This window comes from Streptomyces sp. BV286 (assembly GCF_019090165.1).
Lineage (GTDB): Bacteria > Actinomycetota > Actinomycetes > Streptomycetales > Streptomycetaceae > Streptomyces.
The window spans coordinates 37,903-52,529 of sequence record NZ_JAHRIB010000143.1; the positions used below are offsets into that span (position 1 = coordinate 37,903).

At 70.3% G+C, this 14,627-nt stretch carries 12 protein-coding genes; 6 read left to right on the plus strand and 6 right to left on the minus strand.

Annotation, left to right across the window (positions count from 1 at the left end; translation table 11 throughout):
- Positions 1–128 precede the first annotated feature (128 nt).
- The 3 genes from KUF83_RS22640 to KUF83_RS22650 all read right to left on the minus strand — a co-directional run bounded on the left by KUF83_RS22640 (position 129) and on the right by KUF83_RS22650 (position 8,419).
- On the minus strand, positions 129–2,687 hold the full coding sequence (locus KUF83_RS22640; RefSeq protein WP_308403097.1) for a SpoIIE family protein phosphatase: 2,559 nt from the start codon (positions 2,685–2,687) through the stop codon (positions 129–131).
- 94 nt (positions 2,688–2,781) lie between these two features.
- Positions 2,782–7,062, minus strand: a complete 4,281-nt coding sequence (locus KUF83_RS22645) for a HAMP domain-containing protein (protein ID WP_217456610.1) — start codon at positions 7,060–7,062, stop codon at positions 2,782–2,784.
- Between the two features lie 478 nt (positions 7,063–7,540).
- A complete protein-coding gene (locus KUF83_RS22650; RefSeq protein WP_217456611.1) occupies positions 7,541–8,419 on the minus strand; it encodes an RNA polymerase sigma factor SigF in 879 nt (292 codons plus the stop codon).
- Positions 8,420–8,808: 389 nt separating this feature from the next.
- Between KUF83_RS22650 and KUF83_RS22655 the strand changes: the two genes are divergently transcribed.
- The 3 genes from KUF83_RS22655 (at position 8,809) to KUF83_RS22665 (ending at position 11,331) form a co-directional block, all read left to right on the plus strand.
- A complete protein-coding gene (locus KUF83_RS22655; RefSeq protein WP_217456612.1) occupies positions 8,809–9,729 on the plus strand; it encodes a SigB/SigF/SigG family RNA polymerase sigma factor in 921 nt (306 codons plus the stop codon).
- Positions 9,730–9,825: 96 nt separating this feature from the next.
- Positions 9,826–10,107: a DUF5133 domain-containing protein gene (locus KUF83_RS22660; protein WP_217456613.1), complete on the plus strand. Its 282-nt coding sequence runs from the start codon at positions 9,826–9,828 to the stop codon at positions 10,105–10,107.
- Between the two features lie 282 nt (positions 10,108–10,389).
- A complete protein-coding gene (locus KUF83_RS22665; RefSeq protein ID WP_217456614.1) occupies positions 10,390–11,331 on the plus strand; it encodes a sensor histidine kinase in 942 nt (313 codons plus the stop codon).
- A 73-nt stretch (positions 11,332–11,404) separates the two neighbouring features.
- Here KUF83_RS22665 and KUF83_RS22670 read toward each other — a convergent pair whose 3' ends face one another.
- Together KUF83_RS22670 and KUF83_RS22675 are read right to left on the minus strand one after the other, a co-directional pair.
- A complete protein-coding gene (locus KUF83_RS22670; RefSeq protein ID WP_217456615.1) occupies positions 11,405–11,977 on the minus strand; it encodes a DNA starvation/stationary phase protection protein in 573 nt (190 codons plus the stop codon).
- Between the two features lie 76 nt (positions 11,978–12,053).
- Positions 12,054–12,224, minus strand: coding sequence for a hydrophobic protein (locus tag KUF83_RS22675; protein WP_217456616.1), 171 nt, complete (start codon positions 12,222–12,224; stop codon positions 12,054–12,056).
- Between the two features lie 277 nt (positions 12,225–12,501).
- Here KUF83_RS22675 and KUF83_RS22680 point away from each other — a divergent pair, with 277 nt between their 5' ends.
- A complete protein-coding gene (locus KUF83_RS22680) occupies positions 12,502–12,873 on the plus strand; it encodes a PRC-barrel domain containing protein (protein ID WP_217456617.1) in 372 nt (123 codons plus the stop codon).
- A gap of 255 nt (positions 12,874–13,128) precedes the next feature.
- Positions 13,129–13,566 (plus strand): ATP-binding protein, encoded by a 438-nt coding sequence (locus tag KUF83_RS22685; protein WP_217456743.1) that lies wholly within the window; start codon positions 13,129–13,131, stop codon positions 13,564–13,566.
- Between the two features lie 127 nt (positions 13,567–13,693).
- Here KUF83_RS22685 and KUF83_RS22690 read toward each other — a convergent pair whose 3' ends face one another.
- Entirely contained in the window at positions 13,694–14,128 is a 435-nt protein-coding gene (locus KUF83_RS22690; RefSeq protein ID WP_217456618.1) for an ATP-binding protein, read from the minus strand.
- A 318-nt stretch (positions 14,129–14,446) separates the two neighbouring features.
- Here KUF83_RS22690 and KUF83_RS22695 point away from each other — a divergent pair, with 318 nt between their 5' ends.
- A complete protein-coding gene (locus KUF83_RS22695; protein WP_217456619.1) occupies positions 14,447–14,623 on the plus strand; it encodes a hypothetical protein in 177 nt (58 codons plus the stop codon).
- Positions 14,624–14,627: the final 4 nt, after the last annotated feature.

A 14,627-nucleotide genomic window follows, 5' to 3' on the forward strand; every position in this document is an offset into this window, starting at 1 on the left:
TCGCGCATGCCCGCGCATCTACCCCCGCATCTGCTGCATATGCGGGCGAGTTTCCGCGGACGCACACACGACCGCCACATCCGCTCCATGAGCCGTGGCCCGGCCGCGTGCACCGGTGCGGACAGGGGCTACGACACGCGGATACCGACGATGCAGGTGTCGTCGTCGGTGTCCGACCTGCTGTACGTGAGGAGCCGGTCCAGCTGCTGGTCGAGCGTGCACGGCGCCGTACGGATCGTGGTCAGCAGCTGCGTCATGGATTCCTCCATCGAGCGGTCCCGCCGCTCGATCAGGCCGTCCGTGTACATCAACAGCGTGTCGCCGACCGCCAGCTGGACCTCCTCCTCGCCGTACGTCACCTCGGGCACGGCGCCCAGCAGCAGGCCCTTCACGAGGGGCAGGGACACGGCCTCCGCGTCACGCACCAGCACGGGCGGCAGATGGCCCGCCCTGGCCCAGCGCAACGTACGGCGGCTCGGGTCGTAGAGGCCGCAGACCGCCGTGGCGGTGATGGACCCCGTCAGGTGGTGCGCCACGCTGTTGAGCCAGGACAACAGCTGGCCGGGGCCCGCGCCCGTCACGGCCAGGCCCCGCAGCGCGTTCCGGAGCACGACCATGCTCGTCGCCGCCTCTATGCCGTGACCGGCCACGTCACCTACGCACAGGAGCACCATCCCCGACGGCAGGACGACCGCGTCGTACCAGTCGCCGCCCACCAGCTGTTCGGTCTCGGCGGGCCGGTAGCGGACGGCCACGTCGAGCCGCGGAGCCCGCAGCGGGGCCTGGGTCGGAGGCATGATCGCGTGCTGCAACTGCAGTGTCAGACGGTTGCGTTCGGCCGCCTGCTGCTCGCTGTGCGCGAGCTGGTCGCGGGTGGCGGCCAGCGCGACCTCCGTCCAGTGCTGGGCCGAGATGTCCTGGTAGGCACCGCGCACGACGAAGGTCCGGCCGTCGGCGTCGAGCACCGGCTCCGCCACCACGCGGATGTGGCGGGTCACGTCGTCGGGACGCTGGAGCCGGAACGCGGCGGACGCGGGCCGCCGGTGGTGGAGCAGCGTGCGCAGGAAACGGCCGATGGCGACGGCGTCGTCGGGGTGCGCGTGCAGGGCCAGTTCCTCCAGCGGCACCGGCGTGCTCGACGGCGACCTGCCGTACAGACTGAAGAGCTGACCGTTCCAGGTGATCTCGCCCGTGAGCAGGTTCTCCTCGAAGCCGCCGATGCGGCCCAGCCGCTGTGCGTGCTGCAGCAGGCTCGCGAGCCGTGCCGTCTCGTCCTCGATGCGCCAGATGAGCAGCACACTGTTGCCGTGGCGGCTGATGCTGATGTCGGCTACGGACGACAGTGGCACCTGGTCGACGAGGGCCATGAGGTTCATGCGCCGCGCGCGGAACGGCTCCCCGGTGGCGTATACGCGTTCGATCCGCTGGAAGAGTTCGCTCTCCCCGGCGGCCATCGGGTAGGCCTCCAGCAACAGGGCGCCGTGGATGAGGCCGCGCGGCCGGCCGGCCGGATCGAGGAAACGGCTGTTGACGTGATGGATGTGGAAGTCCACGAGATGCCCGTCGTCGTCGACGTACGGGACGAGGACCAGCGCCGGGTCGTGCAGCCCGTCGGCCAGGTCCACCAGTTCGGTGGCGTCCGGGAGGACGCGGGGTTCGCTGACGGTGTCGCCGCCGTTGACGAACGCGTACGTCTCCAGGGTGTGGGCGCACAGTTCCGCCAGCGCCTCGACCTGGCGGACCACCTGCGGAGACTGAGGGGGCAGAGGAGTGGCCCAGACGACTTCGAGGACTCCGTGGACGCGGCCTCCGGTACCGGCCGGAAGCGCGGCCCGTCCCCCGTCGGGGAAGTGGTGCTGGCCGATGGAGGGCAGGCCGGTCTCGGAGAGGGATCCGATCCACTGCCCCGCCCGCTCGGTCAGGCTCGTGCGGGCCACCGTCACGACCCCGGGGGGCACGTAGTGCCAGCGCCCGGCCTCCGCCGGTGAGAATCCGGCGCTGCCCGCCAGGGTGAGGGAACCGTCGGACCGAGCGGTCCAGATGGCCACGGCCACCGCGCCGAGCGGGTGCAGCGCGTGGTGGAGCAGGGAGTCGGCGACCGCCTGGGTGTCGGGAGCCGCCAGTGCCCCGCTCTCGGCCTCCCGCAGCCGTACGGCGGGGGAGGGAATCCTCTTGACGGGCTCACCCGCCGGGGCGTCGCCGTCCCTCGCGCCGGCCAGGAAGGCGCCGGCCACGTCGGACAGCTGGTCACGGGCGGACTGGTTGATGACGTCGACGGCGAGTTCGAGCGGCGGCACCCCGGCCTGCTCGGCCAGTTCGGCGAGCTGGCGGGCGGCCTGGGCGGGCCCGCACCCCAGCCGCTCGACCAGGATGCCCTTGGCGAGTTCGATCAGGGCACGTCCGTCGGCCTCGGCCTGGGCGGCTCGTACCTCGTCGCGCAGGCGCTCGACCGTGGCGGCCAGCTTCCCCACCGGATAGGTGGTGGTGAGCGTGGTCTGCTCGTCCGCCGGTACGTCGTCCGCCGGTACGTCGTCCGTGTCGGCGGTGTCGACCGGGTCGGTGCGCGAAGGCTGTCCGGGCGACGACAGTGCGGGCGGTGACTGTGCGGGCGGTGACTGTGCGGGAGTTTCGGATCCGGGCGTCGACGCGTCGTCGGCCGGATCGGGGCGCTGTTCGGAAAGGCTCACGGTGCCAATGCTCCTCGGCTGGGATGCCCATGGGGGCGGGGCGCGGGGAGGGCACCCGGCCGGCGTCGGATGATCGCCGGCCGGGTGCCGTCACTCACGCGGGCAGCCAGCGGCGGACGCAGGCGATCAGGTCGTCGGTGTCGACCGGCTTGGTGACGTAGTCACTGGCCCCGGAGGCGAGACTCTTCTCCCGGTCGCCGGGCATCGCCTTCGCCGTGACCGCGATGATGGGAAGTTCCGCGTACTGGGGCATCTTCCGGATCTCCGCCGTGGCGGCGTAGCCGTCCATCTCCGGCATCATCACGTCCATCAGGACGAGCGCGATGTCGGAGTTGTTGACCAGTGCCTCGATGCCCTTGCGACCGTTGTCCGCGTGCAGGACGTGGAACCCCTGGAGCTCCAGGATCCCGCTCAGCGCGAAGAGGTTGCGCGCGTCGTCGTCGACCACCAGGACCGTACGGCCGAGGAAGGCGTCCTCGACGGGCCGGGGCGTCTCGGACTGCGGCTCCTCCGCGCGGGCCAGGGACGGCACGTCACCCAGCTCCTCGGCGGAGAGGTGCAGGGCGATGCGCTCGCGCAGTTCGTCCAGGCTGGACAGGAACTCCAGGGCACGCGTGCCGGAGCGGGCCTGCAGTGCCTGTTCCTGCGCCAGGTCCGCGCGGTGACCGCTGTGGACGAGCACGGGGACGTTCGCGAGTGCCGAGTCGCCCTGCATCGCGTCGAGGAACCGGGGCGCCTCGCCGCCGGGCATGCCGAGTTCGAGAACGACGCAGTGGCACGCTCCGGCTGCCAGCGCGCTCGCCGCCTCGGGCGCTCCCGCGGCGGTGACGATGTCGACCGTGCCACGCGGATCACCGGCGTCCTGGCCGCGGGTGACGTCCGAGACCGCGCTCTCGGCGACGAGCGTCAGCAGCCCGCGCTGACGCTCCTCGACGACCAGGAGACGACGCCTTGGGTGCCTGGCCGGGGCGGCCGGACCGGAGGGCGCGGCATGGGCCGCCGACTCCTCGTCCGGAGCCACCGCTCCCGGCGACTGCTCGAGGAGACGGGGGCTGATCACGAGGTTCTCGAAGTCGGGGCGCGCCACCGGCAGGAACAACGTGAACGTACTGCCCTGTCCCGGCGTGCTGTCGACGGTGACGGCACCGCCGAGCAGGTGGGCGATCTCCCGGGTGATGGACAGACCCAGACCGGTGCCGCCGTACTTGCGGCTCGTCGTCCCGTCCGCCTGCTGGAAGGCACCGAAGATCGTCTCCAGGTGCTGTTCCGGAATTCCGATCCCCGTGTCCTGCACCCGGAAGGCGACGATGGTGCCGCCCCGGAACACACCGGCGGGCACCTCGTGGTCGGCCGCCGGTTCGATCCGCAGCTCGACGCCGCCGTGTTCGGTGAACTTGACCGCGTTCGACAGCAGGTTGCGCAGGACCTGGCGCAGCCGGGAGTCGTCGGTGAGCAGGTCGGCGGGCGCCCCGGGTGCGGTACGCACGGTGAATTCCAGGCTCTTCTGCGTCGTCATCGGCCGGAAGGTGGCCTCGACGTACTCCAGCAGCTGGCGCAGCGGGACGACCTCGGGACTGACGTCCATCTTGCCGGCCTCGACCTTCGACAGGTCGAGGATGTCGTTGATCAGCTGGAGCAGGTCCGATCCGGCGGAATGGATGATGCCCGCGTACTCGACCTGCTTCGGAGTGAGGTTGCGCGACGGGTTCTGGGCCAGGAGCTGGGCGAGGATCAGCAGGCTGTTCAGCGGAGTCCGCAGCTCGTGGCTCATGTTCGCCAGGAACTCCGACTTGTACTTCGAGGCCAGCGACAGTTGCTGGGCGCGGGTCTCCAGCTCCTGTCGTGCCTGCTCGATCTGCAGGTTCTTGGCCTCGATGTCGCTGTTCTGCGCGGCCAGCAGGGAGGCCTTGTCCTCCAGCTCCTCGTTGGAGCGCTGCAGTTCGTCCTGCTGGACCTGCAGCTCCTCGGAACGGGCCTGCAGCTCGGCGGTCAGACGCTGGGACTCGTCGAGCAGTTCGTCGGTCCGGGCATTGGCCACGATGGTGTTGACGTTGACGCCGATGGTCTCCATCAGCTGACCCAGGAAGTCGTGGTGGATCTGGGTGAAGCGGGTGATGGAGGCGAGCTCGATGACTCCGAGCACCTGGTCCTCGACCACGATGGGCAGCACCACCAGGGCCGTCGGCACCGTCCGGCCGAGCCCCGAGGAGATGGTCACGTATCCCGGCGGCAGTTCGTCCACGGTGACGGCACGGCGGCTGCGCGCGGCCTGGCCGACCAACGAGCGGCCGAAGGGGATGCGATCGGGGCGGCCGACCTCGTCGGGGTACCCGTAGGAGCCGACGAGCCGCAGTTCGGCACCGCTGCCGGTGTCCTCCGCGAGGTAGAACGCGCCGTACTGCGCCACCACCAGGGGAGCGAGCTCGTCCATGATCAGCTCGGCGACCACGGGCAGGTCGCGGTGGCCCTGCATCAGGCCCGAGATCCGCGCGAGGTTGGTCTTGAGCCAGTCCTGCTCCTGGTTGGCCCGCGTGGTCTCACGCAGGGACTCGACCATGGAGTTGATGTTGTCCTTGAGCTCGGCGACCTCGCCGGAGGCCTCGACGTTGATCGAGCGGGTCAAGTCGCCCTCGGCGACGGCGCTGGCGACCTCGGCGATCGCGCGTACCTGGCGCGTCAGGTTGCCCGCGAGTTCGTTGACGTTCTCCGTCAGGCGCTTCCAGGTTCCGGAGACGCCCTCCACCTCGGCCTGGCCGCCGAGCCGGCCCTCGCTGCCGACCTCGCGGGCGACGCGGGTGACCTCGGCCGCGAAGGCGGACAGCTGGTCGACCATCGTGTTGATGGTGGTCTTGAGTTCGAGGATCTCGCCGCGGGCGTCGACGTCGATCTTCTTGGAGAGGTCGCCCTTGGCCACCGCCGTCGTCACCAGGGCGATGTTGCGCACCTGGCCGGTGAGGTTGTTGGCCATGGAGTTGACGTTGTCGGTGAGGTCCTTCCAGGTGCCCGCCACGTTGGGCACCTGGGCCTGTCCGCCGAGGCGTCCCTCGGTGCCGACCTCGCGGGCGACGCGGGTGACCTCGTCGGCGAACGCGGACAGCGTGTCGACCATCGTGTTGATGACGTCCGCCAGGGCGGCGACCTCGCCCTTGGCCTCGACGGTGATCTTCTGCGAGAGGTCGCCGCGGGCGACGGCGGTGGCGACCTGGGCGATCGAGCGGACCTGGCCGGTCAGGTTCGACGCCATCACGTTGACGTTGTCGGTGAGGTCCTTCCACGTTCCCGAGACCCCACGGACGGTGGCCTGGCCGCCCAGGTTGCCGGCGGTGCCGACCTCGCGGGCGACGCGGGTGACCTCGTCGGCGAAGGCCGACAGCTGGTCGACCATCGTGTTGAGGGTTTCCTTGAGCGCGAGGATCTCGCCGCGGGCGTCCACGGTGATCTTCTGGGAGAGGTCGCCCCTGGCCACCGCGGTCGCCACCTGGGCGACGTTGCGGACCTGCGCGGTGAGGTTGCCCGCCATGAAGTTCACCGAGTCGGTGAGGTCACGCCAGGTGCCCTTGACGCCCTTGACGTCCGCCTGGCCGCCGAGGCGTCCCTCGGTGCCGACCTCGCGGGCGACGCGGGTGACCTCGTCGGCGAAGGCGGACAGCTGGTCGACCATCGTGTTGATGGTGTTCTTGAGTTCGAGGATCTCGCCGCGGGCGTCCACGGTGATCTTCTGGGAGAGGTCGCCCTTGGCCACCGCGGTCGTCACCTGGGCGACGTTGCGGACCTGGGCGGTGAGGTTGCCCGCCATGAGGTTGACCGAGTCGGTGAGGTCGCGCCAGACGCCGCCGACCCCGGGCACCTGGGCCTGGCCGCCGAGCCGGCCCTCGCTGCCGACCTCGCGGGCGACGCGGGTGACCTCGTCGGCGAAGGCGGACAGCTGGTCGACCATCGTGTTGACGGTCTCCTTGAGCTGGAGGATCTCGCCCCGCGCCGGTACATCGATCTTCTGCGACAGGTCGCCCTTGGCCACCGCGGTCGCCACCTGGGCGATGTCACGGACCTGGGTGGTCAGGTTGCCCGACATGGCGTTGACCGAGTCGGTGAGATCGGCCCAGGTCCCGGAGACGCCCGGTACCTCCGCCTGTCCGCCGAGTGTCCCCTCGGTGCCCACCTCGCGCGCGACGCGGGTCACTTCGGAGGTGAACACGGACAACTGGTCGACCATGCCGTTGAAGACGGTGGCGATGTCGCCCAGGAGTCCGTCCCCGTCGTCCGGCAGCCGCGTGCCGAAGTCTCCGTCCCGCACCGCCGTCAGGCCGGCCAGCAGTTGCCTCAGCTCCTGCTCGCCCGGCGTCCGGTCGACGGCGTCGGTCGTCTGGCTGGTCATGCGCACCCTCGTTCCATGCCTCATGGGTCCCTGTTGGAGGGACTCGGAACATCAGGCCCACTGCCGGACCAATTCCTCGTCGGTGTGCCCCGCTCCACGGGGCCGCCGACTCGGAAATACGCCGCAGGCTAACCCGTAGGTCAGGGTGTGAACAAAGTGTGGCGACAAAATCGCCAAACCGAGGACATGCCGAGGGTGAGGGCCTGCCCGGCCGGTGCGGTCCGGAACGTGGTGGGGGAGCTCAGGTCCCGGGCGCCGACGCGCTGTGGAGCCGTGGATCACGGACCTCCGCGGCCCACGGATCTTCCGGCCGACCCGTCCGTCGCGGGCCTCGCATCGCCGGCCGGGCCGTGCACCGTGAACCGCCCCAGCCCATGACTGAGCCCGCCGTCGCGGTCCCGGTGAGTCGAACTCGGGATCGCGACCGCGGGCTCGGACACCGGCGCGGGGGCCGGTCGGACGAGGCGGGGGTGGGACGTCAGGCCACCGCGGGGTCGAGCAGACCGGCGCGGAGGCGCTTGATGATGCGGCTGATCAGGCGCGACACGTGCATCTGGGAGATGCCGATCATCTCGCCGATCTCCGCCTGGGTGCGCTCCTCGACGAACCGCAGGTGGATGATCAGGCGCTCGCGCTCGTCGAGCTCCGCGATGAGGGGCGCCAGGGAGTGCAGGTCGTCCACGAGCTCCAGCGAACGGTCGTCCTCCCCGATGAAGTCGGCCAGGACGGACTCGCCGTGCGAGCCGTTGTCGGGGGCCAGGGCCGCGTCGAGCGACGAGGAGTTGTAGCAGTTCGCCGCCTTGCGGGCCTCGATGACCTCCTCCTCGGGCAGCGACATGAGCTGCGACAGCTCGCTGGTCGTGGGGGTGCGTCCCAGGCGGGTCCGCAGTTCCTCCGTGGCCTTCGCCAGCTCGACCCGGGCCTCCTGCAGCCGGCGCGGCACATGGACGGCCCAGCTCGTGTCACGGAAGAAGCGCTTGATCTCGCCGACGATGTACGGAACGGCGAAGGAGGTGAACTCCACCTCGCGGGACAGCTCGAACCGGTCGATGGCCTTGATGAGGCCTATGGTGCCGACCTGGACGATGTCCTCCATCGAGTCCCCCCGGCCGCGGAAGCGCGAGGCCGCGTACCGGACGAGCGAGAGGTTCATCTCGATCAGGGTGTTGCGCGCGTACTGGTACTCGTGCGTGCCCTCTTCGAGCACGGCCAAGCGGTCGAAGAACTGCCGGGACAGCTCCCGGGCGTCCTTCGGCTTGACGCGCGACGGGTCGTCGATGAAAGGGAGTCCCGTCTCGTGCGCCGCCTGAGTCCCCTGCGCCGTGGCCGTTGCCTCGCCTGCCGTCACGGCTGCCATGCCGTCCACCCCACTCGTCGTCGCTGTTGATGACACACGCCGTCTGCCCCGCTTCACGCGACTCATTCCCCCTGATCTGAAAAAAAGTACGGGGGCTGTGGGCGATCTGGCCAGAAGTCGACGCCGGCCGCTCTCCGTCGAGCGCGTGTCGACGGTGCGTACGTGCGGGCCGCGAGGCGGACGGGGTGACGGGTCGTCAGTACGCCGCACCGTCGATTTCGAGACGGGGTGTTTCTCCTCCGTGAGCAAGGGCAAGCGGAATTTCGTGCTTCGGACCGGAGGCACACCCCGCAGGAGCGGCTCGGCCCGCTGCGGTGGCCCTCCGGCATATCGGTGGCCATCCTTCTGCGGCATCCCCTCGCAAGCCACTTGTTCAGGAGCGAATCCGCATGCGTATCGACTTGTCGACAAGCCGCCTCGAGGAGCCTGCGCTTACCGAGGCGAAGCCCGTTTCCACGGGGGCGGCAACCGAACCAGGCCCGTCCGTCCGGTCCACCACGAGGCATCCGCACGACGACGCCCCTGACTCCGCGACCGACTTCGCCCGGCTGGCCGGGCTGGAGGACGGACCGGAACGGGACGCCGTCCGCGACGAGCTGGCGACGGCGTGGCTGCCCATGGCCCACCGCATCGCGGGCCGGTTCCGCGACCGGGGCGAGTCCATCGAGGACCTGCGCCAGGTCGCGGCGGTCGGGCTGGTGAAGGCGATAGACCGGTACGACCCCTCCCGCGGGGCCTTCGAGAGCTACGCCGTGCCCACCATCACCGGTGAGGTGAAGCGGCACTTCCGCGACCGCATGTGGGCGCTGAGAGTGCCCCGCCGGGTGCAGGAGCTGCGCAACAAGGTGCGGATCGCCCGCCGGGATCTCACGCTGAACCCCGGGGCCCCGGAGCCGACGGTCGCCGATATCGCGGCGCACACCGGGCTGACGGAGGACGAGGTCGGCGCGGGCATGGAGGCGATGGAGAGCTTCAGCACGCTGTCCCTGGACGCCGAGTTGTCGTCCGCGGACGACAACTACAGCCTCGCGGACACCCTGGGGGAGTCGGACTCCTCCTACGACGTGGTCGTCGACCGAGAAGCGGCGAAGGAAGGGCTGCGCCGGCTCCCCGAACGCGAGCGGAACATCCTGTACATGCGCTTCTTCGAGGACATGACGCAGAACCACATCGCCGACCAGCTCGGCATCTCCCAGATGCACGTCTCGCGCCTCATCAGCCGCAGCTGCGCACGCGTGCGGGAGGAGGCGCTGGGCAGGCCGCCGCGCTCCGCCCGCGGTGGCTCCAAGGGCCGGCCGGGGGCCGTGTGACACGACCCCCAGGGCCCCGGCGCCACACGTGGTGCCCCACCGGGACCCCTCGAACCCGCGGTTGATCCACGGTTACGTCCTCAAGGAGTGAGACACATGCTGATGCCCCACCCCGCAACACTGCGCAAGCTCGTCGAGGAGTACGAGGCGCTCATCGCACGCGAGGCCGAGAGCGGCGCGGCGAAGACGAACCAGCGGTCGCAGGACCTCGCCTACACCCTCTGCGTGTCGACCGGCACGCGCGACGTACCGCTGGCCCTGGAGAAGGCGCGCCGCCAGCTCGCCGCGGCGCAACGGCCCGTGGCGCCGATGCCGGTTCGGTGCACCGGCGCCGGTGTCGTCGAGGCGCGTGAAGCCGGCGAGACCGTGTCGCAGTGAACCCCGGGGCCGGTCGCACTCGGGTGCGGCCGGCCCGGCCTGTGCGCCCTGTTCGTCCGAGGACGATGAGGGAACGCCAGTGCGACGGCGTATTGTGGCCCCCGGGGTGAGACCGGTGGACCTGATGGGCAGCAAGGACAACTCGTCGTCGATCCCGTGGCCGGGCGGTGGCGAGCCGCCCCGGCCGAACCGGTCGGCAGCGGCCTTCGCGCAGGTCGCGCGGACGCGGCGACGGAGCCGTCCGGAAGACGGGCCCGTACCCCCGCCGACGGGAGCGCCTGTATGACGACGGCCACCGCGCCGGGATCCGATGCCTCTTTCGTGCACCCGGCGCTCTTCTACCGTGACGACCAGGAGTACCTGGCGGGCACGGTGCCTTTCGTGCTGGAAGGGCTGGCGGCGTCGGAGCCCGTCGCGGTGGCCGCCCCCGCCCCGCGGCTCGAGCTGATCACCACGGCACTGGGACAGGCGGCGAAAGCCGTGCATCTCGTCGACATGACCATGGCCGGCCGCAACCCGGGCCGCATCATCCCTTCCGTCCTGCGCGCCTTCGCGGACTCCCGGACGGATCGTCGCGTGCGCATCATCGGCGAGCCGATCTGGCCCGGCCGCACCGCCGCGGAGTACCCCGCCTGCGTCCAGCACGAGGCCCTCATCAACGAGGCGTTCAGCGGCCGGGACGTGATCATCCTGTGCCCGTACGACGCCCGGTCGCTCTCGGAAGACGTGCTCACCGACGCCCACGCCACCCACCCCGTCCTCATCATCGGCGGACGGGAGTGGGCCAGCGACGCGTACGACCCGGGGAAGGTACTCGCCCGCTGCAACGAACCGCTGCGCCACCCGCCCGGCGCCGCGACCTTCGACTTCGACGCCGAAGCGCTGCCCGCGGTCCGGGACTTCGCGCTCGCGCAGGCGCGGGAGCGGGGGATGGGCGAGGTCCGTCTGCAGGACCTGGCCCTGATCGTCGCCGAACTGACCACGAACAGCGTGGTCCACGCGGGCGGCGCGGGGACGTTGTGCCTGTGGGCGCAGAGTGAACAGATCGTCTGTCAGGTCAGGGACGTCGGCCGGCTGTCCGACCCGCTCGTGGGCCGCCGCCCCGCGCGCCCCGACCAGCTCGGCGGCCGGGGTCTCCTGCTCGTCCACTACCTCTCGGACCTGGTGCGCCTGCACAGCGACGACGACGGCACGACGATCCGCAGTTACGTGTCCCGCGCCTGACGCAACAGCCCTGACGCAACAGTGGGGCCCCGGATCCACCGCGGATCCGGGGCCCCACTCGTGCGCCCGCCTGCTACGGGGTGCTGCTCTGCTGAGCCGAGCGCGCTGCCTGGTTCTCGGTGTGGGCGCCGGCCGTGGACAGGGCGCCGCCGGAACTCTCGAGGTGCGCACGCACGAACCACTGGAACTGTTCGAGAGCGCGCAGCTGCTCGATGAGGAGGTCCTCCGTCACCGGGTCGACCTCGCCGACCTCGGCGAGCGTGGCGCGGTGGCCTTCGATGATGCCGGTGTACACCAGGTCGAGGGCGCCGAGATGCGCGATGGCATCGGCCCGCCCGACGTCGTAGTCGTCCCAGGTCCGCTCGGCGACGAGGGCGCCGGGTGTGCCCGCGGGCACACCTCCCAGCGCCGAGACGCGCTCGGCGGTGTCGTCGGCCATGCCGCGGACCTGCTCGACCTGCGGGTCGAGCATTTCGTGAATGGCGATGAAATGCGGGCCGACCACATTCCAGTGAATGTGCTTCAGAGTCAGCGAAAGGTCATTGAGCGCGTGCAGCCTCAGGCGGAGCTGCTCGATAATCTTGCCGCCGTCCTGGGTGCTGAGTCCGGGAACGGTGTACTTGGGCTCGGTTCGAGACGACGTCATTCCTCATTCCTCCCTGGGAATTCTCGCTGTTCCGGATGACGGGTGCCATGGTCGGCACTCCGGAGCTCATGCCCTGCTACCAGCGGTACCACCGTCCGCGGCGACCACCGGAAGCGGTCGGCCGCACGATGAAGCCGAGCAGCCACAGCACCAGCACGATGACCGCGATCCACCACAGCGCCTTGAGTGCGAAACCCGCACCGAAAAGCAGCAGGGCGAGCAGAAGGACAAGAATAAGGGGAACCATTGCTATCAACCTCCAGAACCTCTGGTGCCCCGCTGTCCGGGGGGTACGCCACCCGATTTCGACGCGCCGCGCTTTCTCGTCCGTTCGTCGCGCGGAGGCGGAGTCTCCGCCTCATGGGCCCGACGGCCCGCCCGGGGCCGGAAGCGGCCGTTGTGAGGAAGCCGTCACGAATGCCGGTCCGGCAGCGGGGTATTGGCTGCCCGTGGAGGAAAGGCGGACGGCGGATGCCGACCGCGGTACTCCTCACGGACTCGAACACGGGGAAGGCAGGAGCGGCGTGACCACCGACGGAATCTGGTCGTACTCATCGGGCAGCGGGCACATGGAGGGACAGCGGCTCACGGGGTTCACGGTCGCCGCGGTCGACGGGACGATCGGGCGAGTGGACCGGCAGGCGGACGAATCCGGGATGCGGCATCTGATCGTCGACACCGGGGTCTGGCTGTTCGGCAGGAGTGTGCTGATACCCGTGGGCGTCGTCACGGCCATCGACCCGAAGGCCCAGGAGATCAAGGTGGCGTGCACCGAGGAGGAGATCAAGGCCGCGCCCCGGTTCGAGACGGACCGCGAGACGCTGGACCCCGGGTATCTCGCCGGGGTCGGTGACTACTACCGGAGCCTTCCGCCCCGGCCGTCCACCACGGCCTGATCGGGTGCGGTGGACGGCCGGGGGATCTGCCGGCACTGGATACGGGTTCAGGGGGAAGACGGATCCCGACGGGACGTGGCGCGAGGGAACGGACGCGAAGCCGACGGCGAGTGGCTCGCCCCCGCGACAGGACCCGGCAGTGAGGGCGGTGTCGTGCACGGTGACCTGGCCGTGAGGCCGCCCGGGGGTACCAGGCCGGCACCCGGCACCGAAGAAGCAGAGTTCAGGGGCACGACGCACATGGACCCAATCCACATGACCGCCTTCGCGTCGGCGGGCCGCACCCTTGGGGGGACGTCGATGGCGGCAGCCCCCATCACGACCGCGGCGATGGCCCGCGCGCACGCCCGGGCCGTTGTGGTCGAGCGCTGGAACCGCGCCGGCCGCACGGCGACGGAGGCGGCCCTCATCGATCTCTCGCTGGTGGTCTCGGAGCTCGTCACCAACGCCATTCGGCACGGCGGCGGGCTGGCCGGGTTCGACGTGACGCCCACGCCCGAGGGGGTGCGACTGGCCGTGCACGACCACAGTGACGTCGTGCCCGCCGTCGCCTTCGGCCCCGGAGCGCTTCCGCCCAACCACCAGGTCAACGGGTACGGCTGGCCGCTGGTGATCCGGCTGGCACGTGAGATCGCCATCGACAGGCGACCGGGGGGCGGCAAGACCGTCAGCGTGCTGGTACCGCTCGTCTGACCGGGAACGGCCGACCACGAAGGGCCTCGGACGAAGGCGGTCTCCGCTCGTCCGAGGCCCTGTCCGAGGAATCCGGCCCTCTCGTTTCCGAGGTGTGCCGTGGTGCGACGTACGCGGGTCGATGCCCTCACCAGGGCAGGAACACGTGGATGTCCTTGCCCTTGTCGGTGGCCACGACACTCACCTGGTCGCACAGCGTGTGGATCAGGTGCCATCCGACTCCGCCGCCACCCCGGCCGGGATGGAAGGGACGAGGCGCGGGCGGGGTGCTGCTGGTGTCGTGCATCGTCACGTGCACACCGTCGAACGTCCGCCGCAGGCGCAGCTCGAAGGGGCCCGGCGCGTACTGCACCGCATTGGCCGCCAGCTCCGTGACGACCAGCAGGATGTCGTCCCAGTGCTCCGGGGCGGTCGGCGGTGCGGTGCGCGTGAGCGCAAGAAGAAAATCCTCCGCGGCGATTCTGGCGCCCGTCACATTGGGCAGCTCGCCGGGGAAGGTCGTGGTCCGGGTGTACGTCTCCTCAGAAGGCAGTTTGTCGTCCCAACGCGGCTCGGTCGCCATTGCGCCTTCCCCAGCCCGCTCCCCGCAGGGCTGTGCTGATTCCGTGCTTCCACCTTCCCGATGGCGGGGGGCTTACTCATGCCGGGTCTGGTGGGGATGCTAGGTAATCCAGAATGCGATGGTCTCTGGTGATTCCCGTGTGGTGGGCGAGTACCACGATCGGTGCGATTCATGGGTGCCCGTCTGCGGCCGCCTTCCGAGCGGCAGCCGGACTCGTACCGCGGCGCGTCTCCCGCGTCTGTTCCGGCCGGGCCGGGGCACACGGCAGGTGTGGGGTGTGAGCCGATCACGCCCCGACCACCTAAGAGAGGAGAATCCGTGCTCAGCATCGCAGCGGCGGTCCTGTTCCTCATCGCTTTCCTGATCAATGCCGCGGACATCTCGACCAACGACGTATTCACATCGACGAACGTGATGCTCATCGGGCTGGCACTGCTGGCCCTGCATGTCGCCGGGGTCGGTAGCGGGTGGGGGAGCAGGAGCCGCCGGCGGTGACGTG